23 protein-coding genes, 1 tRNA gene and 1 pseudogene are annotated in these 21,376 nt (G+C 53.5%); 14 read left to right on the forward strand and 11 right to left on the reverse strand.

Annotated features, from left to right (window positions below; all coding sequences use genetic code 11):
• From CSQ89_RS07615 to CSQ89_RS07625, 3 genes are all read left to right on the forward strand, one after another.
• Positions 1–1,368 carry an alkaline phosphatase gene (locus CSQ89_RS07615; protein ID WP_099405572.1) on the forward strand — a complete coding sequence of 456 codons (1,368 nt, stop codon included), beginning with the start codon at positions 1–3 and terminating at the stop codon, positions 1,366–1,368.
• 41 nt (positions 1,369–1,409) lie between these two features.
• Positions 1,410–2,075 carry a hypothetical protein gene (locus CSQ89_RS07620; protein ID WP_099405573.1) on the forward strand — a complete coding sequence of 222 codons (666 nt, stop codon included), beginning with the start codon at positions 1,410–1,412 and terminating at the stop codon, positions 2,073–2,075.
• A 143-nt stretch (positions 2,076–2,218) separates the two neighbouring features.
• Positions 2,219–2,294, forward strand: a tRNA-Thr gene (locus tag CSQ89_RS07625).
• A gap of 41 nt (positions 2,295–2,335) precedes the next feature.
• On the opposite strand, the gene CSQ89_RS07630 is transcribed toward CSQ89_RS07625, so the two are convergent.
• The 10 genes and pseudogenes from CSQ89_RS07630 to CSQ89_RS07675 all read right to left on the reverse strand — a co-directional run bounded on the left by CSQ89_RS07630 (position 2,336) and on the right by CSQ89_RS07675 (position 9,272).
• Positions 2,336–3,340 (reverse strand): tyrosine-type recombinase/integrase, encoded by a 1,005-nt coding sequence (locus tag CSQ89_RS07630; RefSeq protein WP_099405574.1) that lies wholly within the window; start codon positions 3,338–3,340, stop codon positions 2,336–2,338.
• Positions 3,341–3,399: 59 nt separating this feature from the next.
• Positions 3,400–3,540, reverse strand: a pseudogene (locus CSQ89_RS23790) (helix-turn-helix domain-containing protein); the annotation flags it as partial.
• A 138-nt stretch (positions 3,541–3,678) separates the two neighbouring features.
• Positions 3,679–4,218 (reverse strand): hypothetical protein, encoded by a 540-nt coding sequence (locus tag CSQ89_RS07640; protein WP_099405576.1) that lies wholly within the window; start codon positions 4,216–4,218, stop codon positions 3,679–3,681.
• A gap of 175 nt (positions 4,219–4,393) precedes the next feature.
• Positions 4,394–5,101 carry a ribonuclease H gene (locus CSQ89_RS07645; RefSeq protein WP_099405577.1) on the reverse strand — a complete coding sequence of 236 codons (708 nt, stop codon included), beginning with the start codon at positions 5,099–5,101 and terminating at the stop codon, positions 4,394–4,396.
• Positions 5,102–5,175: 74 nt separating this feature from the next.
• Positions 5,176–5,832: a hypothetical protein gene (locus CSQ89_RS07650; RefSeq protein ID WP_099405578.1), complete on the reverse strand. Its 657-nt coding sequence runs from the start codon at positions 5,830–5,832 to the stop codon at positions 5,176–5,178.
• A 16-nt stretch (positions 5,833–5,848) separates the two neighbouring features.
• The gene (locus CSQ89_RS07655) at positions 5,849–6,517 is read right to left on the reverse strand and encodes an AAA family ATPase (RefSeq protein ID WP_099405579.1); all 669 of its coding nucleotides are present in this window, start codon (positions 6,515–6,517) and stop codon (positions 5,849–5,851) included.
• Positions 6,514–6,789: a hypothetical protein gene (locus CSQ89_RS07660; protein WP_099405580.1), complete on the reverse strand. Its 276-nt coding sequence runs from the start codon at positions 6,787–6,789 to the stop codon at positions 6,514–6,516. The genes CSQ89_RS07655 and CSQ89_RS07660 overlap by 4 nt, the downstream gene beginning before the upstream one ends.
• 47 nt (positions 6,790–6,836) lie before the next feature.
• Positions 6,837–7,184 (reverse strand): hypothetical protein, encoded by a 348-nt coding sequence (locus CSQ89_RS07665; protein ID WP_099405581.1) that lies wholly within the window; start codon positions 7,182–7,184, stop codon positions 6,837–6,839.
• 330 nt (positions 7,185–7,514) lie between these two features.
• On the reverse strand, positions 7,515–7,889 hold the full coding sequence (locus CSQ89_RS07670; RefSeq protein WP_099405582.1) for a Gp49 family protein: 375 nt from the start codon (positions 7,887–7,889) through the stop codon (positions 7,515–7,517).
• Between the two features lie 639 nt (positions 7,890–8,528).
• Positions 8,529–9,272 carry a S24 family peptidase gene (locus CSQ89_RS07675; protein WP_158228937.1) on the reverse strand — a complete coding sequence of 248 codons (744 nt, stop codon included), beginning with the start codon at positions 9,270–9,272 and terminating at the stop codon, positions 8,529–8,531.
• Between the two features lie 94 nt (positions 9,273–9,366).
• Between CSQ89_RS07675 and CSQ89_RS07680 the strand changes: the two genes are divergently transcribed.
• From CSQ89_RS07680 to CSQ89_RS07720, 10 genes are all read left to right on the forward strand, one after another.
• Complete coding sequence (locus CSQ89_RS07680) at positions 9,367–9,561, forward strand: helix-turn-helix transcriptional regulator (RefSeq protein WP_099405584.1); 195 nt, start codon at positions 9,367–9,369, stop codon at positions 9,559–9,561.
• Positions 9,562–9,623: 62 nt separating this feature from the next.
• On the forward strand, positions 9,624–10,001 hold the full coding sequence (locus tag CSQ89_RS07685) for a hypothetical protein (RefSeq protein WP_099405585.1): 378 nt from the start codon (positions 9,624–9,626) through the stop codon (positions 9,999–10,001).
• A gap of 119 nt (positions 10,002–10,120) precedes the next feature.
• Positions 10,121–10,324: a hypothetical protein gene (locus tag CSQ89_RS07690; RefSeq protein WP_099405586.1), complete on the forward strand. Its 204-nt coding sequence runs from the start codon at positions 10,121–10,123 to the stop codon at positions 10,322–10,324.
• Positions 10,321–11,238 carry a replication protein gene (locus CSQ89_RS07695; RefSeq protein ID WP_099405587.1) on the forward strand — a complete coding sequence of 306 codons (918 nt, stop codon included), beginning with the start codon at positions 10,321–10,323 and terminating at the stop codon, positions 11,236–11,238. The genes CSQ89_RS07690 and CSQ89_RS07695 overlap by 4 nt, the downstream gene beginning before the upstream one ends.
• Positions 11,235–12,659, forward strand: a complete 1,425-nt coding sequence (locus CSQ89_RS07700; RefSeq protein ID WP_099405588.1) for a replicative DNA helicase — start codon at positions 11,235–11,237, stop codon at positions 12,657–12,659. Before CSQ89_RS07695 ends, CSQ89_RS07700 begins: the two co-directional genes overlap by 4 nt.
• Positions 12,660–12,673: 14 nt before the next feature.
• Positions 12,674–13,120 carry a recombination protein NinB gene (locus tag CSQ89_RS07705; protein ID WP_099405589.1) on the forward strand — a complete coding sequence of 149 codons (447 nt, stop codon included), beginning with the start codon at positions 12,674–12,676 and terminating at the stop codon, positions 13,118–13,120.
• A complete protein-coding gene (locus CSQ89_RS07710; protein ID WP_233202994.1) occupies positions 13,117–13,515 on the forward strand; it encodes a hypothetical protein in 399 nt (132 codons plus the stop codon). The genes CSQ89_RS07705 and CSQ89_RS07710 overlap by 4 nt, the downstream gene beginning before the upstream one ends.
• Before the next feature lie 48 nt (positions 13,516–13,563).
• The gene (locus tag CSQ89_RS07715; protein WP_099405590.1) at positions 13,564–13,959 is read left to right on the forward strand and encodes a hypothetical protein; all 396 of its coding nucleotides are present in this window, start codon (positions 13,564–13,566) and stop codon (positions 13,957–13,959) included.
• Between the two features lie 409 nt (positions 13,960–14,368).
• Positions 14,369–14,536 (forward strand): hypothetical protein, encoded by a 168-nt coding sequence (locus tag CSQ89_RS22420; RefSeq protein WP_158228938.1) that lies wholly within the window; start codon positions 14,369–14,371, stop codon positions 14,534–14,536.
• 492 nt (positions 14,537–15,028) lie between these two features.
• On the forward strand, positions 15,029–19,102 hold the full coding sequence (locus tag CSQ89_RS07720) for an RHS repeat-associated core domain-containing protein (protein WP_158228939.1): 4,074 nt from the start codon (positions 15,029–15,031) through the stop codon (positions 19,100–19,102).
• A 1,155-nt stretch (positions 19,103–20,257) separates the two neighbouring features.
• Here the strand turns inward: CSQ89_RS07720 and CSQ89_RS07725 are convergent.
• Positions 20,258–20,608 (reverse strand): helix-turn-helix domain-containing protein, encoded by a 351-nt coding sequence (locus CSQ89_RS07725; protein WP_099405592.1) that lies wholly within the window; start codon positions 20,606–20,608, stop codon positions 20,258–20,260.
• A 134-nt stretch (positions 20,609–20,742) separates the two neighbouring features.
• Here CSQ89_RS07725 and CSQ89_RS07730 point away from each other — a divergent pair.
• Positions 20,743–21,376: CHC2 zinc finger domain-containing protein (locus CSQ89_RS07730; RefSeq protein WP_233202996.1), on the forward strand; the 634-nt coding region annotated here is incomplete at its 3' end.

The raw sequence follows: 21,376 nt of genomic DNA on the forward strand, positions 1-21,376 counted from the left end.
ATGTTGAAACAGACGCTGATTACCACCGCCTTGCTGGCGGCTACCCTGCCAGCCATCGCTGCCGGCGAAGCCAAGAACGTCATCTTCTTCCTGGGCGATGGCATGGGACCAACCACGATTACGGCTGCGCGCATCTACAAGTACGGCGAAGCCGGCAGCCTGGCCATGGATACCCTGAACCGCACCGCGCGTATCAAGACTTTCTCAAACGATGGGCAAACGACGGACTCCGCCCCATCAATGGGGGCCTATATGACCGGTGTGAAGATGAATAACGAAGTCATCTCGATGTCGGCCGATACCAAGGCGATGGAGTCAAATGGTAAAACCTACACCAGCAACTGTGGTACTGCCAATGGCGCTCCGGCTGTCACTTTGCTGGAGCTTGCCAAGGCCAAAGGTAAGGCCATCGGTGCCGTTACCACAGCGGGTGTGACGCATGCCACGCCGGCATCAACCTATGCCCATACTTGCCACCGTGATGCGGAGGCGGACATTGCTACCCAAGCCGTGCCGGGTGGTGATGGGTTCAATACCAAATTGGGTACGGGTTTGGATGTGTTGCTCGGTGGTGGCCGCCGCTTTTGGCAACCGATAAAGGTATCGGGTGGCAAACGGGCCGATGGTCGTGACCTGACCGCCGAAATGGTGGCCAATGGTTATACCTATGTCACTACCGGTAAGGCATTTCAGGCTGTTGACGCGAAGGCTACCAATAAGCTGCTGGGACTGTTTGCCACCAGCCATATGGATTTTGAACTTGACCGGGTAGAGAAATCGTTAGACCAGCCCAGCTTGAGCGAGATGGCGGTGAAGGCGATCGATGTATTGTCGAAAAACGCCAATGGCTATGTTCTGATGGTGGAGGGCGGCCGCATCGACCACGCCCTGCATGGCACAAACGCCAAGCGTGTGATGGAAGACACGATTGCTTTTGATGACGCCATCAAAGCTGTCCTGGCCAAGGTAGATCTGAGCAACACCCTGATTGTGGTGACGGCCGACCATGACCACACCATGACTATCAACGGCTATGCCAAGATCGGTAACCCGATTCTGGATATCGTCCGCAATTATAAGGATGGCCAGCCAGCGTTGGATGCCGATGGCAACACCTATACCACGCTGGTCTTCGGCAATGGGCCGAACAGACCTGATGTACGTACCTCGGTCGCATCTGGTAAAGCGAATGCCAGCCAAGCTCTACACGACGACTATATGCAGGAAACCGGTGTGCGCCTGTCGGGCGAAACCCATGGCGGTGGCGACGTGAAACTGTTTGCAGCTGGTGCGGGTAAGGCGCCGTTCAAGGGGACGTTGGATAACACGAAGGTGTTTGGGTTGGTGAAAGCGGCTGCTGGTTTATAAGTCTGTCTGCGTTGGCAGGGCGGCCTGGAGTAAATTTGAAAATGAAAACCTTTACCGTTGGGTTCTGCCTGGCAACCACCTTGCCGGCTTTCGCCGCCACCGACATGGCGGGTACCTTAAGCTATGCGTATCGTATGGTCAGCACAGAGGGTGTGACCAAGCAGGGTAGCTTTCAAGAACGCTTTGTTCGCAGCGCCGACAACATCTGGACCGAGCGCATTATTCCCGCCAACGCGAGTACCGAGCGCCATGATGAGCCGGGGGACAAGCACGATCATTCCCTTGCCACCGCGGGCAAACTCATTACCCGCGACGCCCAAGGCAACCTTCGCTTGGCATTTGTGCGTACGCGTGAAAAGGCGATCTACACCACACTATCCAGCAACTACAACACCGTCGGTTTCGATGGCTCCTGGGAAGGCAACTGGTCGTTGGTAAACCCAGCCCAGTTCAAGAAGATGACCCAAAGCAAGCGAGCTGCAGCGCCCGGCGCAGTCTGGTACGAAATACAAACCAAAGGCGCATTCGAGCGTGTGCTGTGGCACCAGCAAAACCAGATCGCCCTCGTCATTGAATCTGGCACGGATAATGGTAATCGCTACAGCAAAACTACCTTTACCCCCAGCGCTTTTCCTAGCAAGGCTGCCTTGCCTTGGAACAAACTCGCTGGCTATGCAAAGCGCGATTACGACGACTTGTTGGACTAATCCACCAATCAGTCGCCAAATGCTGGCCCAATGCGGCTTTTAGCATTGCCGTTTGCAAAACGCCTCAGTATAATTCGCGCCTCTTTATTGCCTTGGCAGCAAATGTTGTAGGTAATAAAGCCGTACTGCCAAAGTACTGGAAAGCCGGTGTAGCTCAGTTGGTAGAGCAGCGCATTCGTAATGCGAAGGTCGTAGGTTCGACTCCTATCTCCGGCACCATGAATTCAATGACTTAGCCCACTTTTATAGTGGGCGTTTTTTTAGGGTATGACCAAACTATGTCCAAGCATGGCATCCAGGGTACCGGCGTGGACCGCCAAGTGCTCCGGAGCCAAGTGTGCATAGCGTCTTACCATCGCCTGAGATTCCCACCCAAAAAACTCTTGGACTGCAAAAAGAGGGGCGCCACTTTGAACCATCCAAGATGCAGCGACATGGCGTAGGTCATGCCATCGGAATGACTTAATATCAGCCCTTTGCAATGCGTTCCGCCATGCCTTTGTATTGGCCTGTTTGATTTGCTTGCCACGATAAGTGAAGATGAACTCCTTATGCTTACCTATGCACTGTCTTAGTACAGCCAGGGCTGTATCATTAAGTGGGATACTGTGATCATTGCCGTTCTTGAAGTCTTCCGCCTCCACCCACGCAATTCGACGCTCAAGGTCTACTTTTTCCCAAGTCATACCCAGCACATTTCCCTGTCGTAAGCCTGTAGCTAAGGCAAACAAGACTATCAATCGTTGGTGGTCAGGTAGTTCCTTGATCAAAAGTTGAGCTTTCTCCTTTGTAAGCGACCGAATACGCCTGTTTGGTATAGGTAAAAGGGTAAATGCAGGTGCTTTATCTATCCATTCCCAAACGCGCTCCGCTCTGCGTAATATGGCCCTGAGAACTGCCAGATATTTATTTTTCCTAGCGTTACTAACTTTAAGCTCCAGAACCAACTCCAGAGCTATGCTGCCCCTTACTTCATGCAAGGGCATTGTTAACTGCGTCCGCCACCATTGGATAATGTGTTTGTCATCTCTTAGTGAGCGCTTGTGCGACTTCTCCTTAATCCATTTAAGTGCCGCTTCGTCAAAAGTTCGTTCTAGCTTGTCACCGAGAGTTTGGTTTCGCCACAATTGAGCCTTTAAGCAGTCATGGTATTCCTGCGCTTGGGCCTTGATTGTGGTGCCAGAAGAGCGTCTAAGTCTCTTGCCGTTTGGCAAGCGGATGTCAACGTACCAAAGGCTTGAGTTTTCTTGCTGGTAGAGCGGCATAATGTTTCCTTTTCTACCAACGCTTGCCGCGTGGTCGGATTGTATTCGCCTCTGGCATATGAAAGTAAGTCCTGTTCGAGATAGACATAGCAACGCCCGACTTTTCGTCCTGGCGCTTTGCCTTGCTTGGTTAGTTGTCTAAGTGTTTCTGGATGGCAGCGAAGGAGCTTTGCTGCTTCCTTTATTGAATAGGTCTGCACCTGGGCTCCTGAGATGGTTGTCTAGGCTTGGTATTGTGAAATCGTACCCACCAAAAAAATCACCCGGCTGTTTGGGCTCGGGTGATGGGTACTTGTTTGGCACATTCGGCCATAGATCAAAGGGGCAAGACGGGTAACTCATGCAGCCACCTTCAACATATCTGATCCTAGAGCAGCTTTAACCCCTTCTTTTGCCGCAGCAATAATCCGGCAAAGGTATACGTATGGAGGATTCGGGCATTGCGGTAAGTAATACCGCCACTCTTCCCCATAGATAGTCGTCAGCATTTCTTCGAGTTCTTCTAGGTCTTCCAGGTTTTGGAAATAACATATTGCCCGATAGTCTTCACGTGCTTTCCTTGCCGATAATTGTCTCTTCCTACGCAATTTACAGATATGCGCACGCACATCTCTTTCAACTGCATCCAAGTCAATTACTTCATCGGGAAGTTCCGGAGCAAACTTGCAGGCTAAATAGTCCTGGCCTGCCATAGAAAAGAACTGGGCAATGTTCCTATTGCCCATTGCACCCCAATAATGCGTCCACGACTTGCCAGCACAGGTGATGATGAGTTGTCCTTTTTCCGGTGCAAGGTCTTCTAGGAGTACAGATATTGGGTCAAGATCAGATAAACCTGTGATCCTTAGCTTTAATACTGAACTGGATTCGATTTTCACTCTGTTGATTCCTTTATTGGTTCAGGATGTTTGCCGAGTTGCATTGCCATCTCGATCCTTTTGCCTATCTCATGTAGGTATTCAGGCAGAACTCATCACGTCGCGTAGGCAGGAGTGGCAGCCATTTCCAGGCGATAGTCGAAAAAAAGCCCCGCATACACGAGGCTTATTGGAATTACGCTGCAAGTAATTCAGGTTCGTCCATCTCTATAAAGGCCAGTCGGTGGTAGACCTTTCGCATGGCTTCCACATCACCGGCACAGTAGGTCAAAATCTCATTGATCCGGCCGGCTTTGTAGTAGTCATATACCTTGCTGCCATCGAGTTCACCTTTGGGTGTCGGAATGCCCAGTGCCTTACAGAGCTTGTCTAGCGATACTCTGCCCCCCACGCCCGCTGCATGCGTCATGGTGTCAAAGACACGTTGGTTATCCCAAGGCTTGGCATCCACAGGCCACCACTCAGGCGGGCGAAGTCCATTGATGATGCAGCGTACCCATACATAGCGTAAGTCGAAGCCAGTGACGTTGTGACCAATCACCTTAGGTGGGTTGGTGTTGCCCAGTAGGCTTTTGTATCGCCTGTCCAAAAGCGCTAAAAACTTACACAGCACCCCGTATTCGCCATGATCGGAAAGGGTGAAGGGCGCTTCATCATCAAATGCCACGCCAATGCAGAGGATTTGTCCAAACCAGGGATCAAACGAGGTTTTTCGAATGGCTTCCTCTACCAATGCCGGTTTCTTTTCGATTTCCCATTGGGCAATGGATTCGGCCTTGGTGTAGTTGCCTGGCGCCGTAATGCTGGCTTCGATTTGGGCGATGACTTCAGGGTCTCGTGTTGGCAGGGTTTCGATATCGAAAAACAATTCAGGCTTGTGCATGGCTGGCTCAATAAAAACCCCGCACGAGGCGGGGTAGAAGTTGGACGGAATTCGGTCTTTGATGCTGGTGAAATTTAGAACGGAATATCGTCCTCAAAGTCAGAGAAATTGCCGGAATTGACAGACTCGTAGTCATTCCCAGCGACATTGACTTGTGCTGGTAACTTCTTCAATTGACGATCCTTCAAGGCAGCAATCATCTTGGGTAGCTTTTCAGGCTTGCCGGACTTATTAAGGATTTCTGAGGCAACCAGATTGGAATTTGCTTGGTAGACGCCAAATATCTCCATCTTGTTGGCAATCGCTACTGTGCCGTGCTTCACATACTCTTCTGGCGCCAGTTGAAGCAGCAGTCCAATCGGTTTGCCGATCAAGTCGGTGTACTGGTGGACATTCTGCATCGACTTTCCACCGGTATTGCGGTCGTAGAGTTCAACGCGAGTAGGTGCCGCATTGATGCCGCGAATCTGCAGGCAGGTAAGAATGGCCTGCAGCGTATTGAAGCCAGATAACGGCTCACCGGTACCTTTGAAGGTCCATAGGGTGAACTTGGCTTCTTGCTTATCAGCCGTCTCGAAGTGAAGCTCTACGCCTTCAGTCCCTTTATTCGTCGATGTACGCGCAATGGCGTGTTTAAAGGTGCCAATGTAATGACCAGTCGTGCTGATACGTGCTGATTTCTCATCCGCTTTTTTGGCAGCCTGGACATCAATTTCATAGCTTCTAAACATCTTGGATTCCTTTGGATTAGGCAGCAGCCTTGAGGGTTTGTACTTCCAGGCCGTAGTAGTCGCAGATGGCCTTATCGACGTTCGCCAAGCAGTTATCGATTTGCTCGTCTTCAAATAAGCCCATGGGGGTTTTTACGGTGTCATTACCGCTGTTGCGTGTTGAGAACTGATATTGACCATCCCGCACCAAGGTGCGCAGGACGATAGACACCATGCCTTCGACGGTGATTTTTTCGTCCAGCAATTTGCCGATGGTCTTGAGCTTGGTGTTACCAAACTCATCGGATTGACTGTGTGCCAGGATATAGACGCGGACATCGTCCGGCAGGTGGGCCGCTGCGGTCAGAATGTCCCAGGCGTGGCGGCCTATATCGCTGAATTTCTGAAAGCCGGTTTCAGCACTGCGGCGCATAAATTCATTGGCCAGAATGTATTGGAAGTCATCCAGCACGATGATCTTGCGTGTAGTGCGCTGCATGTATTTGATGATGCGTTCGCTCTGGTCACAGACAAAGATATTCCCCCCGGTCGGCTGGCCTGTTTCGATCCGTCGCCATTGAGAAGAACGAAACGGCAAAGGCTTCTTCACGGACTGGATCAGCAAGGTGTCGCTGGGAAGCAGATTGCGCATAGAGGCTGATTTACCGGTACCGGACTCGCCAATCACAATGGTGGTGATGCTCACGCTAGGTACTCCATGTATTCGAGGGGGGAGCTATTACGTCCGCTTAGGCTTTCTTGCTCGGCATAGTCGCGGGCAAAAGCCGCGTGATCGGTAATGGGCTGTTCAACAGCCGGAGGGCAGTCGAAGGGATCAGCGCTGTAGCCATTCAATAAGGGCACAGCAGAGAAAGAAGGCGCAGGGGAATGCGACGGCAAGGGCAATGGCTTGCCAGCTGGTCGGTTCAGTGGCTTCTGTTCCGCAAAGGGCTTCCAGCTCCTGATAAGTGGGGTCATGGTGTATTCCTTTTCTTGTTGGCGGTGTGTCATCAGGACAGGGCATGTCAATCGCCGTAATAAGAGACATAACGCGCTGCATCCTGTGCATTGGCGCCCCGCATAAGGGTGGCCATCGGGATAAATTCGCGGGGGAATTGGCGCTGAAAAACGTCGTTGGCTTTGATACGTAATTGCCTTGCGTCTTCGCGCAAGGTGTTGAGTTCAGTCCGTTGCCTGCCTTCATTCAACAGGCAGTAGGTAAACGGGCCTGCGCCGTAGATGTGCGCTTTGAGTGCATCCGCCCTGCTATCCAGTTGTCGTGCTTGCTGAATCAAGTCTGCATGATCGTTACTCGCAGCAAGATCGTTCTGCACATCGGCAAGGATTCGAGCGATATCTGACATAGCATTCATGGCAATTTCCGAAAAAAAAGCCGCACCCGGTTTTTAAGCCGGGGCGGCATGGGAAAACCCGATGGCTCGGGCAGGGAGGACGACGAAAAAACACTCAGGAAAGAGAGCGAGCCACGCCCGTTGTCTAGTTCCGACTGGGATTCGGAGTTGCTTACTAGTGGCCAGTATAGTTTTGCACGCCCACGCTCTCTCCTGAGTGTGCCTGTCTCTCCAGGCTGTCACCGTGCGTATCGGCTTGCACTTTCAGGTGTGCAAACCCTGGACCGCTGTCGTAATGGGCTACGAAGCCCCAGCGCCTATGCTCGTTGCTGTAGAGAGCGTTGAGTCTCTCTACATGGCTGCGAGGTACGGTTCGAAGATATTTCTCAGAAGCGATTTGTTACGTTCCACACGATGAATTTGTTCGCATAAGTCGTAGCCCAGTACTTTCCAAACCTCATCGCATGCGTTTCGTCGGGCAATCTCACGGCCCTTTACGGGATCAAAGTTGTCCCGGCTGACACAGGCGGATTGACCGAGCACCGTAAAGCCATTTCGTAAGCGCAACATACAGACGGTCAAGGTGGAGTTTGCGAAGTGGTGGTAGTCCTCTCCCACGATGGCAGCATGCACGTCCCGTTCTGTGATGCGTGGTGCATTGGATGACTTTGGTTTGATGTACTGACTGGATTGATCTTGGTTGTTGAAGTTAGTCTCTGAATGCATGTGCATGCCTTGGTTAATGTTTGAGAACAGGTAAGCGTTCTGGCCTAGAAACAGAAGGCTTACGTGTGCCCTTATCGTGTGAAGGGCGGCACCCTCAGCATTTTGCGGTAGCTGGGCAACGCGTCACCGTATCTGCGCCCGGTGCTGGCGCTCTCCACGTTCTCATTACCTCGTCTGCGTTAAGGGCTTGATGCCCAGCTGCGAAACCAGTCCAGGCCGCATCCCTGCGGCTGCCTTGTGGCTTGTCGGCCCCTCTCCGGGACTCCTATCGCAGCGCATCGGTTGTGAGCCGTGGCGTTGTTTCCATCAATGTTGTTAAGGAGCGGACGGCGCTGGGCCTGGTACTTCGTTGGGTTGTTGCTGTGACGCTGTGTGGTGCGTCGATAGGATGAAATATAACTTTTAGGTACACATTTAGTCAACACCTTTTGGGTATAAAAATTTAGTCGTAAAAATGGTAATTGATCTTTTTGGTAAATTTTTCAGGCAAAAAAATACCACCTCTCGGGCGGTAAGATTCTGTTATGCCTTGATTTGACGGGTAAAAGACAGGGGAAGAGAAAGGGGTGTAGAGCAGCAACTACAGACAAAGAAAAACCCGCTTGCAGCGGGTTTATGAGAGAGAAAAATGGCGCAAAGCTACCACCATGGCCGTTCTACCGGCCTAAACTTGACGTCAACAATGGCACCTAGGATGCGCAGAGAATGAGCATGTTCTGCCTGAATAACTCGGTCAGGATACCGATGCTTATCTGGGCTATCGCTGACCATGCGGATGCCATCAGGCTCTTTAAATAGCCGCTTGATATAAAACTCGCCAAGAAAGTCCACAGCGAAAATTTCGCCAGACCTAATGCTAGTTACATGCGTATAAATCGTGACGCTTGCACCGTTCGGAATCCGCGGCTCCATGCTGTCACCTTCAACAACTACGGTGGTGAGCTTTTCAGGGTATCTAATATTTAGAGTGGATGCCCAGCGCTTGCTATAGCGGTGGCGCTTTCCTTCGTCATCTACTGCCCACTGCATCGAACCATTTCCTGCCGACATCTTTAACCGCAAAGCTACTACCTCAATTTCATCTTCATCAAGTTCGTCGCGATCGTCGTAGATGCTGACTGGGCGCGGCCTTGTGGCGATATTACCAGGCTCTAGCGGTGCTTCGAGGTTTTCTGGATGCAGTATATCCATCCACCCATGCGGTTTTCCATAAGCAATCTCTGCTTTTCTAGCAACTCCGCTTCCGATGTTCTTAGCAGGATTTTTTCCAACGTACTGCGAGAGTTGGGAGTAGCCCATCTCCAGCCGCTCGGCTACGTCTTTCCTAGATTGGCCTTCAGCTAACTTCTGTAAGTTTTGCAAGCGAATTTGATAAATGTCCATGTGCATATTCGATCATTTTGTACCTATTAGGTAAACAATCAAAAAGGTGGAATTTGTTGATTAGCATTAAACCAATAAGGTATAGTTTATCCCTATGAAACTCATTGACTATCTAAGTGCTGAGCGTGGGCGAGCTAAGTTGGTTGCTGCTGCAGCGAATACATCTCCTGAATACATCCGCCACGTAGCGAAGGGTCGCAAAACCCCTTCTTTGCCTATGGCCCGTGCAATCCGCGAAGCCACAGGTGGAAGCGTCGATTATGACGACTTCCTGCCCGATAAAGCATAACCCGCGACGTTTCTAACCCAATTCGCAATACGCAAGATATGGGCAAACACAAGGAGATACCCATGCAACCTGATCGAAATCAGGACGAAGAACTGTTGCTGTCGCGTTGCGGCGAGAAGTTCGATACCCCCGTCAAGACGTGGCTTCCCGAAAGCGTGGATGCCGCCCTGGAAGCGCTGGCACTGGAGCAAAACAAGAAACGCAGCGAATACCTGAGGGATTTGCTTATTGACCATATCCACGGTTCCGCAAGTCGTTTGCGTACCGCCTTGGGCGTCAGTTCGCGCCAAGAGGATGGCGGTATCGACGAAGCCTTGGGTGCCTTGGCGTTCGCTGTCGGCATGAGCCGCGACGACTACGAGGAACAGGTGTTGAGTGCGCATGTATTCGGACACGGAAAACGGATGCTCGAATTACAGCGTAACCACGGTAGCAACTGAAGGCCCATCACAGGCCCGATTTCGGGCCATTCGACACAGTACAAATGGAAATCCCGCCTTAAGCGGCGTAGCGAGCGCCTGAGCGGGATTGGACACAGCTTACATAGGTGGAACGGAGTATGAAGCAACTTGAATCAGTTTTCCAGCGTGTTAACGACTGGTGGCGTGAACGGCGTATTGAGCGCCATAAGTTGGCCATGTGTGCCGCATTCGATGCGGGCGACTACACGGAAGCGCGTAGGCAGCAACATCTGTTCAGTACTGAACTGGCAGCACGTTCGTTTAGCCAGCGTCAACGGATGCAAGCAGGGAGGCAAGCATGAGCACCGCATTGCGTCTTGTTCATTCGTCAGAGCGCGCTGTAAAGCCAGAGTCCTATCTCGTGACGGAGAGTTTTATGGCTATACCCAATGCGCTATTTGATGCGCTACTGGCTGCCGATATTCCTGCTCGCCAACTAAAGGTGGCGCTGGCTATCGCCCGTAAGACATATGGCTACGGCAAACAGCAGGATGACTGCACCATTACAAAGCTGGCAGAGGTGGCAGGCATTAATCGTTCTGATGCCAGCAGGGCACTACAGGCGCTGATTGCAGCCAAGATTGTGTCGGCCAGCAAGGGAAAACATGGCTCGCTGGTGTCAGTAAACGCCCCTGATAAGTGGGAATTTGATGCGTGGCAAAACGCCACGGAGAGCACCACGAACGTGGCAAAACACCACGCACAAACGTGGCAAAACGCCACACACAATAAACAACCCCAAAACACAAGTATTCCTTCCTCACTTCGTTCGGAAGAGTCAGCCACGGCTGACGAGCCATCGCCGAGGGAGGTTGAGGGCAAGGTTCAAGCCCATGCAGACCAGCCGGTCACGGCTAAGGTTGCTGAACCTGTGTCGGACAAGGTCGCCAAGGTGCAGCTAGACCCAGCCCGTCTGGTGGAGGCCTACCATGCTGCCTGCCCAACCCTGCCACGGGTCAAGCTGCTGACCGATAGCCGCAAGCAGGCCCTTCGCCAACGCTGGGTGCAAGCTGGCAAGGAACTCGGACGTTACGGCATTGGCGACGTGGAAGCCGGCATGGCGTGGTGGACCCGGTTCTTCACCGCCGTGGGGGAAAGCGATTTCCTGTCGGGCAAGAGCGGCGCTTGGAGCCAATGCAACTTTGATTGGCTGCTGAAGCAGGCCAACTTCGTGAAGGTCGTGGAAGGCAACTACCGCAATGGGGTGCAAGCATGAACGCGCCGCAAGCCTTTCCCTTTGGTGGCCAATTCCCCACTGGGAACCCCGGCCTCGTTGGCTACCTGCCACCGTGCAATGTCGAGGCGGAGCAGAGCGTCATCGGTGGTCTGTTGATCCAGCCGGAGCGGCTGCACGACATCCCGGAACTGCGTGCCGAACATTTCCACCATGAAGCGCATCGACTGGCTTTCAGCGCCATTACCCGCTTGGTGGGTGCCAATCGACCAGCCGATGCGGTTTCGGTGATGAGTGACTTGGACGCCCATGCCGAGTTGGATGCGGCAGGCGGCATGACCTACCTGACCCAGTTGGCGCAGAACGTACCCAGTGCCGCAAACATCCGGCGCTACACCGAAATCGTGACGGAACATGCGCTGGAACGAAGCCTGCTGACCGCAGCGGCTGAGATTTCGGACTTGGCCGTAGAGCGCAGTGGCCGGACATTGGCTGAACGCCAAGCCGAGGCGATTCGCCTGTTGTCCAGCGTGACCGATGAAGCAACAACGGAGCACGAGCCGGTATCGATGGCGCTGGCAGTACAGACGGCGACCAAGGAAATGATGGATCGCCTGGACCGTGGCGATGTCTTGGGCGGCTTATCGACAGGTCTGGCTGGTCTGGATGCGATTTTGGATGGGCTCAAGCCTGGCGATCTCATCGTCATTGGTGGCCGGCCTTCAATGGGTAAGTCTGCCCTTGGCTTGAGTATTGCTCTAGAAAACGGCTTGAATGGCCAGCCAGCCCAATACAACAGCCTGGAAATGCAGGCTGCCAAGCTCAGCAAGCGGGCCATTGCCGGTGTAGGCGGTATCAGCCTTACCCGCATGAAGAGCGGGCAAATGCAGGGCACCGATTACAGCGCGTATACGGTTGCTGCGACACGGCTGTCTGATGCGCCAATTTGGATCGAGGATAAAGCCGGGCAGACCGTGGAGCGCATTGCAGCGGGTGCGCGCAAGCAAAAGCGCAAACGGGGCATCTCCCTGCTGGTGGTTGACCACCTGCACCTGATTCCGGTGAAAGGCGATAACCGGGCGGTTGCGTTGGGCAGGGTATCGGCTGGCTTGAAGGAGCTAGCGATGGAGCTGGGTATTCCAGTGGTGATCCTGGCGCAGCTTAATCGCGATAGCGCCAAGAGCGGCACATCACGCCGGCCTACCTTAACAGACCTACGTGATTCCGGTGCCATTGAACAGGACGCGGACGTGGTGATTCTTGTGCATCGCGAGAGCTACTACGACGAGAAAGCCAATCCCAACGAAGCGGAACTGATCGTGGCCAAGCACCGTGATGGCGAGACCGGCACGGTCAGAGTCGGCTGGCAGCCGGAATGCACGCGCTTTACCGATACACCACCTGACTGGTCGCCAGCGATGGTCAATACGGCCAAGCAGTATTGGCAGGAGGCAGACCTGTGATTGGAGAAGAAACAATGAATCAAAATGCTATCCACGAAGCAGCCCAAGAATTGATTCCAGCCAGTGAATGGGCGCGAAGTGCGTTTCGCCGGGTATGGGATTCCGCCCTATCAGCACTGGATGCGGGCATTGCAGGGGAGCTTACTTGGAAGCCGAAAAAGAAAACCCGTAGTGTCCAGGCCAATGCCTGCATGTGGGCGCACCTGACAGACTTGAGCCAGCAAGTGAATTGGCATGGTCACAAACTCACGGCGGAAGAGTGGAAGGAAGTCATCAGCGCTGGTTTGCGTATTCAGCGTGCAGTCCCCGGCATTGATGGTGGCTTTGTCGTACTGGGTGTGCGCACCAGCCGTATGAGTATTGCTGAAATGGCAGACATGATTGAGTTGATCCAAGCATTCGGCGGCCAACATGGCGTCCGCTGGACTGCACCTAAATGGATGCAGGAAGGGTGCCAATGAGCACAGCCCGCCCGAGCAAGATCGTGCCACGGCGTGGAGACGAACATGCCATGCCGGTTGCGCGGCGTGCGTCGAATCCCCGTAATCGCACTACCAAGACCGAAGGTTCGCACCGTGACTGGATTGCGAACCAACCGTGCGTACTGTGTGAACTATTGGGGTGTACGCAATCAAGCAAGACGGATGTGCATCATGTCCGCGATGGGCAGGGCGTTGCACAGCGGGCCAGTGATTACCTGGCCATCCCCCTGTGCCATTCGGGCTGCCACCAAGGTCCGCTAGGTATCCATGGCGACCGTTCGTTATTGCGGCTGGCCAAGGCGTCAGAACTGGACCTGCTGGCTGCTGTGGTGGCGCAGATGGCGAGTCGTTTACACGCTACGGCATCCAGATAAGGCGGGATGGCCGTAGCAAGCCATCCGATTTAAGGAGACAGCAATCACATGATGCGAGTGGAGGAAGACCTGGCTTGGTGTGAATTCCTGCGCCAGGTCATCGGCGAGTGGAACGGCGCTGAAGGCTTAAGTGATGTCGCAGCTCGTCTTCAGGTGGAGAAAAAGCGTGTTTACAAAGCGTTGTGCTGGCTGCGCCGAGTGGGGGTTGCGCAGAAGGTGGGCGAGCAGAAGCTGCGGTTTTGTTGCCTTGACCTTTATGGCATTGATGTCGAGCGGGCAGAACAGGCTGTAAGGAGGAGAGAGAGGGCAGCAAAAAAGGTAGTGCTGACCACGCCAGCCTGGCCGGGGCCGGTGGAAGCCGCCATGGCGAGTATGGTGCGTATGCGCTGTGCCGAAAGCCGAAGAGTGAGAGATGGAAGATCGAATATAAAAGTAGCGACGTAAAACAAGCATGCAATCCGATTACATGAGTGCAGTGAATCAACGGCTTTAATGCAGGGGCGTGGGTAAGTATCAACAAGCAATTTCTCTAGATTAGAGTAGGGTCTTTGGATAGGTGGTTTCCCTTGTTTTCAGAAATCCTTAGTGGCTTTAGCCAGTCTGAAGTAAGAGGCAGAAAATAGTTAATGTTTGAAAACACCAACCCGCTTCAGTCCCTTAAGCGGCAAGCTTTGACCGCCGCTTAGGGTTCAAGTCTCGACCTTGGTTTGGCCTAAAATCTCGCTAAAAATCATCCACTACAACAGTTTATCGGCCAAGCCTCATAAATTGACATCGTCATAGATGGCCATTAGGCTGCGCGCCGAGTTGATTTTTCCTTCGGGGCTCTCTTGGTGAGACGCTGCCGTTCGGCATGTGGGAAACAAGTCCTTCTTTTCGGCATCTATATCTACCCAATCTGTACTGGGTGGATGCGCGCATTCGCTATGGGCTGGATGCCATGGGCAACCGTATCGAGGAAGAAGAGCGCGATAGCAGTGGTGGATTGAGTGCGCTATCCGACCGCATCAATGCAGATTAGAGCATGCCCGTTGTCCAACAGACATCGCCCAATACCCTTTGAAATACTTATTCAAATCGACCGTATTTAATTTAGCCGAGCAGCACGAAAGATATGATGATCAAGATTTTTATGGCAGCGCTCTTGAGTATTTTGATGACTCAATCATGCTTCGCTGCCGATCCCGCCCCCTTTCCTGGCGCCGGAAAATCACTACCCCCCGGGGAAGAAGAAGGATACTTCTATGTTTACGAACCGCTTTTGTGGTATCGGGCGACCAATGCAGGACGTAGTTGTGTAGGCAAAACAATTCAGGCTGCGCTTGATGCGGAGCCCGGCTGCAGAAACGTGCCGAATCCTGCGGTCGGTCAATACTTTAACAAAAGCGGTTACGGCAATAATGGTTGGTCGTATGGAGAAGAGTTTTGTTACAGTGCAACGAATTGCTTCAATACAAATAGCTTGCAGGGTGGTTGCCCCGAAGGATGGGATTGGGCAACAAATAATGCGCACGTGCCTCCTTCTCAGTTTTGCCGCATAAAGACCAACGATAAATGCCCCGACGGCCAATTCCGTGGTGAAGTTTCTAAGCGATGCCGTACCAAATGCCCCGAAGGCGAATATTTACTCATCAATACCTATCCGGGCCTTTGCTTATCCGGCGCGCCCGTAAAAGCCGATCCCGATCAGGGTGCATCCTGTCCCAAGTCGGGCAACCCCATCAATACCGCCACCGGCAATAAATTCCAGCGCGAACTCGATCTAGCGGCCAGCCGCATTCCCTTTATCCGCAGCTATAACAGTGCTGCCGGCACTGTGGACAATGGCCTAGGTAATGGTTGGCGCCACAACTGGCAGGCACGGGTGGTGCCGATCAAGGTGACGCAAGACGAGCTCCGTAATATGCCAGCACCGGTGGACATGGACCCCGACTTTAGATGGCCCCCCACTGTCACGAATCCCACCGCCATCCGGGCCTACCGCATTGAACGCGCAGATGGCGCCTCGATTGCCGTCAAACCAGATGGCACACCGTTCTTCGCTGCCGACAAACATCATCTCAAGGTCACGATTGGCGGCAGCGGCTTTACGGTCACCTCGCCCGACACCATCGAGCAATACGATGCCAGCGGCAATTTGGCCTCGCTGCAATACATTAATGGCCGCACCTACAATCTCAGCTATCAGAATGGTCTGCTTTCCCAAGTCAGCGAAGCGGGCACCACCTTTCGGTTGACCTTCAGCTATGACCCAACCAGCAAACGGCTGACCAAGGTCGAAACCGCCGGTAAGTACAGCGTGGTCTACGGCTACAGTGCGGATGGTCTGCTGACCAGCGCCACCTTTGCCGATAAGACCCAACGCCAATACCGCTACGACGATGCCAAGAAGCCGGGCTTGTTGGCCGGCATCATCGACGAAGCACAGAAGCGCTATGCCACTTGGGCTTACGACGACAAGGGTCGTGCGGTACGGTCGGAACACGCCAATGGCGTTGATACCGTCACCCTCGCTTATGGCAGTTATGGCAACAGCATCTGGACCGACGAAACGACACCGCTGGGTGCGGTCCGGCGTTACAGCTTCCAGAAATTCAATGGGGGCTTGTTCAGCGCGGGCAATAGCCAGCCCGGTGGGGCCGGTTGTGGGGCCAGCAGCAGCCGGCTCCAATACGATGTCGATGGCAATGTCATTGAATCCACTGACTTCAATGGCGTCATCACCCGCTATGAGTACAACCTTGCCCGTAAGCTGGAAACCAAGCGGACTGAGGCCGCCTATAGGCCGGAACAGTACGATGTGAGTACTGAATGGCATGCTGACTTCCGCCTACCGACCAAGATCACCGACCCGATTCGCCGCAGTGACTTCACCTATGATGCCAAGGGTAACCTGACCGTTAAGACCGTGACCAAGCTGCTCGACAACAGCAGCCAAACCTGGCGCTGGAGCTATGACGCCCAGAACCGGTTGATCGACAGCACCGATGCAGCAGGTCGCATCACCCGTTACACCTACGATGCCGGTGGTAATCTCAGCACCAGCACCGACCCCAATGGCTGGGTGACCCGTTACACCCAATACAACCCCGATGGTTTGCCGCTGAGCCTTACCCGGCCCGATGGGGTCGTGATCACCCTGGGCTACGATACACGCGGCCGCTTGATCAGCCAGAAAGTGGGCGCTCTGACCACCACCTACGGCTATACCGCCACCGGCCTGCTCAGCACGATCACCCCACCAGATGGTAATCAGCTGACCTACACCTACGACGATGCCCATCGTCTGACCACCATAAAGGACAAGCTGGGCAATACCGTCCAATACACGCTGGACGCAATGGGTAATCCGCTGAAGGAAGAGATCAAGGATGCCAAGGCGGCGATCATCCAAAGCCTGGAACGTCAGTTCGACCCCTTGGGCCGGTTGCAGAAAGTCACGCGGGTCGATGGGGGGTGGACGGGCTACGGTTATGACCCCAATGGCAATACCCTCGAATCACGCAACCACCTCGGTCAGGCCAATGTGTATGGCTACGACGGCCTGAATCGCCTGAGCAGCTTCATCGATTCCATCAATGGGGTCACCCGCTATGAATACGATGCGGCCGACAACCTGCTCAGCGTCACCGACCCACGGCGCCTAGTCACCCGCTATGAGTACAACGGCTTTGATGCTTTGCTCAAGCAGACCAGTCCCGATACCGGGGTGACCCAGTACACCCGACTCAGCGACGGACTACTGGCTACCCGTACCGACGCCAAGAACCAGAAGACCCAGTACGAGTACAGTCCAGGTGGTCTGCTCAAGAAGCTCACCTTCGCCGATGGCAAGACCCAGGTCTATGCCTATGGCGCCAGTGGCACCAGCACCGGCAAACTCGCCAGCCTGACCGACAGCAGCGGCAAGATCACCTACAGCTACGACAGCCAGGGTCGCGTGGCCAGTGAAGACCGCAGTATCTGGAACAAGGGTTATGTCACCCGTTATGGCTATGATGCGGCAGGCCGCTTCAACCAGCTGACCTACCCGAGCGGCCGCATCGTCACCTATTTCTATGACGCAGCAGGTCAAGTCAACAAGGTCACCACCAAGCAAGGCACGGCAGCAGAAAAGGTTGTCATCCAGAACCTGACCTATCGCCCATTCGGGCAGGTACAGGGTTGGACCTTTGGCAATGGTGAAGTGCGCAGCAGTGGTTACGACAACCAGAACCGCATCACCAGCCTGAGCCTCGGTGACAGTACGCTGACGCTGGGTTATGACGGTGCCAGCCGCATCATCAGCCAGCAGATCAGCGGGGGGTGGTGGGAGCGGATGTTGCAGCGCCTGGGGCTGCCGATTGGGCAAACCCACACCTATGGCTACGACAACCTGGACCGCCTGACCGAGTGGAAAGACGGACGCATCCTGCAAAACCGCGGCACGTCTGTGCCGAGCAGCCAAGGTTATGGCTACGACGCCAATGGCAATCGTACTGCTTTGCGCAGCGACGACATGATGTTCAAGCAGGACATCGACGCCACAAGCAACCGACTCAAAGCCGCGTCAAACCCGGGTGGGTCCAACCCGGTGTTCCAATACGATGCCAATGGCAGCCGTACCGGTGGCGGTGGCAATAACTACACCTATGATGCCCGCGGCCGATTAACCGAAGTCGCCGGCGCCCAGTTCACCCTCAATGGCTTGGGCGAACGGGTCGCGAAGACCTACCAGGGCACCACCACCGTGTTCCATTACGACCAGTGGGGCCGACTGATAGCGGAGTCGAACCAACTGGGCGTCGTGAGGCGCGAATACATTTATTTGGGCAACACCCCGATTGCGCTGGTGGACAACGGCATGGATATCCGTAATATACATACCGACCACCTCGGCACCCCACGACTGTTGACCGACGCCACCAAGCACGCGATCTGGGCTTGGGAACTCGGTGAGCCGTTTGGTGCCTCAAACGCCAACGAAGATCCAGAAGGTACAGGGGCGAAGTACACCTTCAACCTGCGCTTCCCTGGGCAGTATTTTGATAAGGAAACGGGTCACCATTACAATTACTTCCGGGATTACAGTGCGAAGGATGGACGATACCTACAGAGCGATCCGATAGGGTTGGCGGGCGGGATCAATACCTATGCCTATGTCAACGGAAATCCGCTGAGATACATCGATCCGTTGGGTCTATATAGCTTGCCAGAACTCAGAGACGACATCCGTGACGCAACCGGAGGCTGTAGCGGAAATAGTGCAGTTGACGACATTGTGGCCAACTTTATGGAAGTTCAGGATGCAACTTCAATCGCCAAAACAGTAGGGTCTATGGCAGCAGGGGGCTCGTTCGCAAAAACATATGGCGGACTTACCGTTGTCGGTGCTGCTACACAAGCAGTTCGTGACAGTAGAGCGGGCTATGCTCTGTCGGGTATCGGAAGTCGCACTTTTGCGCAAGCAGTTGCAACTGGTACAGCCACAATGGCAATTAATTCTGTTCTCATCAAGGGAACATATGATGCCGGGGTCTTAATGGGCTCAGTAATTCGCACAGGAGTGAACCGAGCAGTGTCATCGGGATGTGAGTGCAGGAAGTGAATTTTTGACTGTATAGGACCCAAGCCCCTCTTTTTGTTTAAGGAATGAAATATTGACCCCTTTAATCTTTAATCAAAAGTGGAAACTTTGGGTATTTGGGATGTTATTCGCTGTGGCCGGTATTGGTTTCTTAATACCAGAAAAGCTAGCATCGATATTTCTTATATCCGAAGTAACTGTCCACCTAGGGTCGATACTAATATGCTTTGTTGCACTCATTGGTGCAGCCATGTTTATTCGATGTCCGCAATGTGGGTTAAGTCTGGTTTGGTACGCTATTACACATAAGAACTTTGGTGAATGGTTAGCGTGGCTACTAGAGACAAGAACCTGTCCTCGATGCGAGTCTCACAAGGACCATGAGACATAAAGGTTGGGTACAGTCGACTCCCCTAACCACTTAAAGCCGGCTCGGAAGTATCCGACCCGGCTTTGTTCTATTAACGATCAAGCAAATCAATAGCATCGAAACTCGAAACCGTCTTCACGGTGCAGGCAGTAACTCACAGAGTACCAACAGTTTGCTTAAAACTCGCCGATTGCACGGCAAAGCCGCGCTGGTAAAACGCACTTGGGCGGCGTCTTGGACGCCCCCCAAAACGGCCCCTCAAAACCCCCAAGTTGTGTGCCCTTAACTCGTGTCAAAATCACCCCCACACCATACGCACCACTTTGTGGGCTGTAAGTCACTGAATTAAAAGGGATGTACCTGTATACAGCTGTATACAATGTTTACATTTTGCTTTTAACCGACTGATTCTTAAAGGCAATTATTGTATACGGTGTATACACCCCGTCAGCCTTCCAAGGTGTCCCATCCAGTGCCCGAAAAAAGGTCTCGTGCAGCACGCGGACGGGTACGGCGCGACCCATCAGTAGCGCACGAATCCAGATGACACACTCGCGCCCGGCGACGCCGCCGCCCGCCCGGTTCGACCATCGTGACCACTCAACGGGCAGGGTCTGCAAGGGGAGAACACGGCCTGATGGCGCATGTTTCCCAGCGCTGTTTATTTATCTGGTGGATATCTACTAGATATTTTTTATCTGTTAGATATCTATTAGATAAATAAAAAAGCCCCCTGAACCCCAGCTGCTGCTTGGGGTTCAGGGGGTTTCTGTTTTAGCTGCTACATGGCAGACAGGACGTAAACGTTATCTGCCTGTCTGCTGTGGGGTGAAGAGCAGCTTTGCCTGATGCTTCAGGATCAAGCTATCCAGTATCTCTTTGACGACCTGTTTCTCTTCCATGGAGAACGAAGAAATCGCCTCAAAGCGTAGGCGGAATTCATCGCTTGGTCCACGTTCCTGTTCATTAAACAGCAAGAAGTCAGTACTAACGTGCAGTTTGATGGCGATCTTCTTCAGCACCTCTAGAGACGGTTGTGCTTGGCCAGATTCGTACTTCTTCCAGCTGTTTGGATGTACTCCAACAGCATCAGCCATCGCTTGCTGTGAAAGGCCCAGTTGCCTGCGCAGGGTAATCAGACGTGCGGATAGAGACATGGACAACCAGAGAGAAAACGTATCGCCGATGATCCTACCTCCTGAAACCTATAGCACTTGACCTTAGTACATATGTATGTGCAACAATAATACACATATATGGTCTTGACAAGATTTTAGAGGGAATCCCGTTTATGGCCCGTATCCCGGATACAGAAGTCGAACGCTTGAAGGCCGAGGTGTCGCTGGTTCGCCTGATTGAGGCGGACGGCATCGCGCTGAACAAGCAGGGAAAGGATTACGCGGCCTGCTGTCCCTTCCATGAGGAAACCACCCCCAGCCTAATCGTGACGCCGAGCAAGAACCTGTTTCATTGCTTTGGTTGTGGCGCAGCGGGTGGGCCGATTGATTGGCTGATGAAACGGCGCGGTATCAGCTTCCGCCATGCGGCCGAGTTGCTGCGGGAGGGTCTGCCTTTAGCTGCTGTTTCTTCTGCTGGCACGGAGTCGGTGAAGCGCACCACGGTGCGCATGCTGCCTGCGCCCGTCGCGACTGACGCGGACGACCAAGCAGTGCTTGGCCAGGTGGTGGACTACTACCACGCGAGTTTGAAGCAAAGCCCGGAAGCGCTGGCCTACCTGAAAACACGGGGTCTGGACCATCCTGAACTGATCGATACGTTTCGGCTCGGTTACGCCAATCGCACCTTGGGCCTGCGTCTTCCAGAAAAAAATCGGGTCGCGGGCGCGGAAGTGCGCGGGCGCTTGCAACGGCTGGGTGTGTACCGCGATTCGGGCCATGAACACTTTAACGGTTCGCTGGTGGTGC

The sequence above is a fragment of the Chitinimonas sp. BJB300 genome (assembly GCF_002735695.1).
In the GTDB taxonomy this organism is placed as follows: domain Bacteria; phylum Pseudomonadota; class Gammaproteobacteria; order Burkholderiales; family Chitinimonadaceae; genus Chitinimonas.

Bases quoted from the DNA above. Each gene is read 5' to 3' on its own strand.
- CSQ89_RS07615 (WP_099405572.1), top strand. From the start codon at position 1: ATGTTGAAACAGACGCTGATTACCACCGCCTTGCTGGCGGCTACCCTG.
- CSQ89_RS07620 (WP_099405573.1), top strand. From the start codon at position 1,410: ATGAAAACCTTTACCGTTGGGTTCTGCCTGGCAACCACCTTGCCGGCT.
- CSQ89_RS07630 (WP_099405574.1), bottom strand. From the start codon at position 3,340: ATGCCGCTCTACCAGCAAGAAAACTCAAGCCTTTGGTACGTTGACATC.
- CSQ89_RS07645 (WP_099405577.1), bottom strand. From the start codon at position 5,101: ATGCACAAGCCTGAATTGTTTTTCGATATCGAAACCCTGCCAACACGA.
- CSQ89_RS07650 (WP_099405578.1), bottom strand. From the start codon at position 5,832: ATGTTTAGAAGCTATGAAATTGATGTCCAGGCTGCCAAAAAAGCGGAT.
- CSQ89_RS07660 (WP_099405580.1), bottom strand. From the start codon at position 6,789: ATGACCCCACTTATCAGGAGCTGGAAGCCCTTTGCGGAACAGAAGCCA.
- CSQ89_RS07665 (WP_099405581.1), bottom strand. From the start codon at position 7,184: ATGAATGCTATGTCAGATATCGCTCGAATCCTTGCCGATGTGCAGAAC.
- CSQ89_RS07670 (WP_099405582.1), bottom strand. From the start codon at position 7,889: ATGCATTCAGAGACTAACTTCAACAACCAAGATCAATCCAGTCAGTAC.
- CSQ89_RS07675 (WP_158228937.1), bottom strand. From the start codon at position 9,272: ATGGACATTTATCAAATTCGCTTGCAAAACTTACAGAAGTTAGCTGAA.
- CSQ89_RS07680 (WP_099405584.1), top strand. From the start codon at position 9,367: ATGAAACTCATTGACTATCTAAGTGCTGAGCGTGGGCGAGCTAAGTTG.
- CSQ89_RS07685 (WP_099405585.1), top strand. From the start codon at position 9,624: ATGCAACCTGATCGAAATCAGGACGAAGAACTGTTGCTGTCGCGTTGC.
- CSQ89_RS07690 (WP_099405586.1), top strand. From the start codon at position 10,121: ATGAAGCAACTTGAATCAGTTTTCCAGCGTGTTAACGACTGGTGGCGT.
- CSQ89_RS07695 (WP_099405587.1), top strand. From the start codon at position 10,321: ATGAGCACCGCATTGCGTCTTGTTCATTCGTCAGAGCGCGCTGTAAAG.
- CSQ89_RS07700 (WP_099405588.1), top strand. From the start codon at position 11,235: ATGAACGCGCCGCAAGCCTTTCCCTTTGGTGGCCAATTCCCCACTGGG.
- CSQ89_RS07705 (WP_099405589.1), top strand. From the start codon at position 12,674: ATGAATCAAAATGCTATCCACGAAGCAGCCCAAGAATTGATTCCAGCC.
- CSQ89_RS07710 (WP_233202994.1), top strand. From the start codon at position 13,117: ATGAGCACAGCCCGCCCGAGCAAGATCGTGCCACGGCGTGGAGACGAA.
- CSQ89_RS07715 (WP_099405590.1), top strand. From the start codon at position 13,564: ATGATGCGAGTGGAGGAAGACCTGGCTTGGTGTGAATTCCTGCGCCAG.
- CSQ89_RS22420 (WP_158228938.1), top strand. From the start codon at position 14,369: ATGTGGGAAACAAGTCCTTCTTTTCGGCATCTATATCTACCCAATCTG.
- CSQ89_RS07725 (WP_099405592.1), bottom strand. From the start codon at position 20,608: ATGTCTCTATCCGCACGTCTGATTACCCTGCGCAGGCAACTGGGCCTT.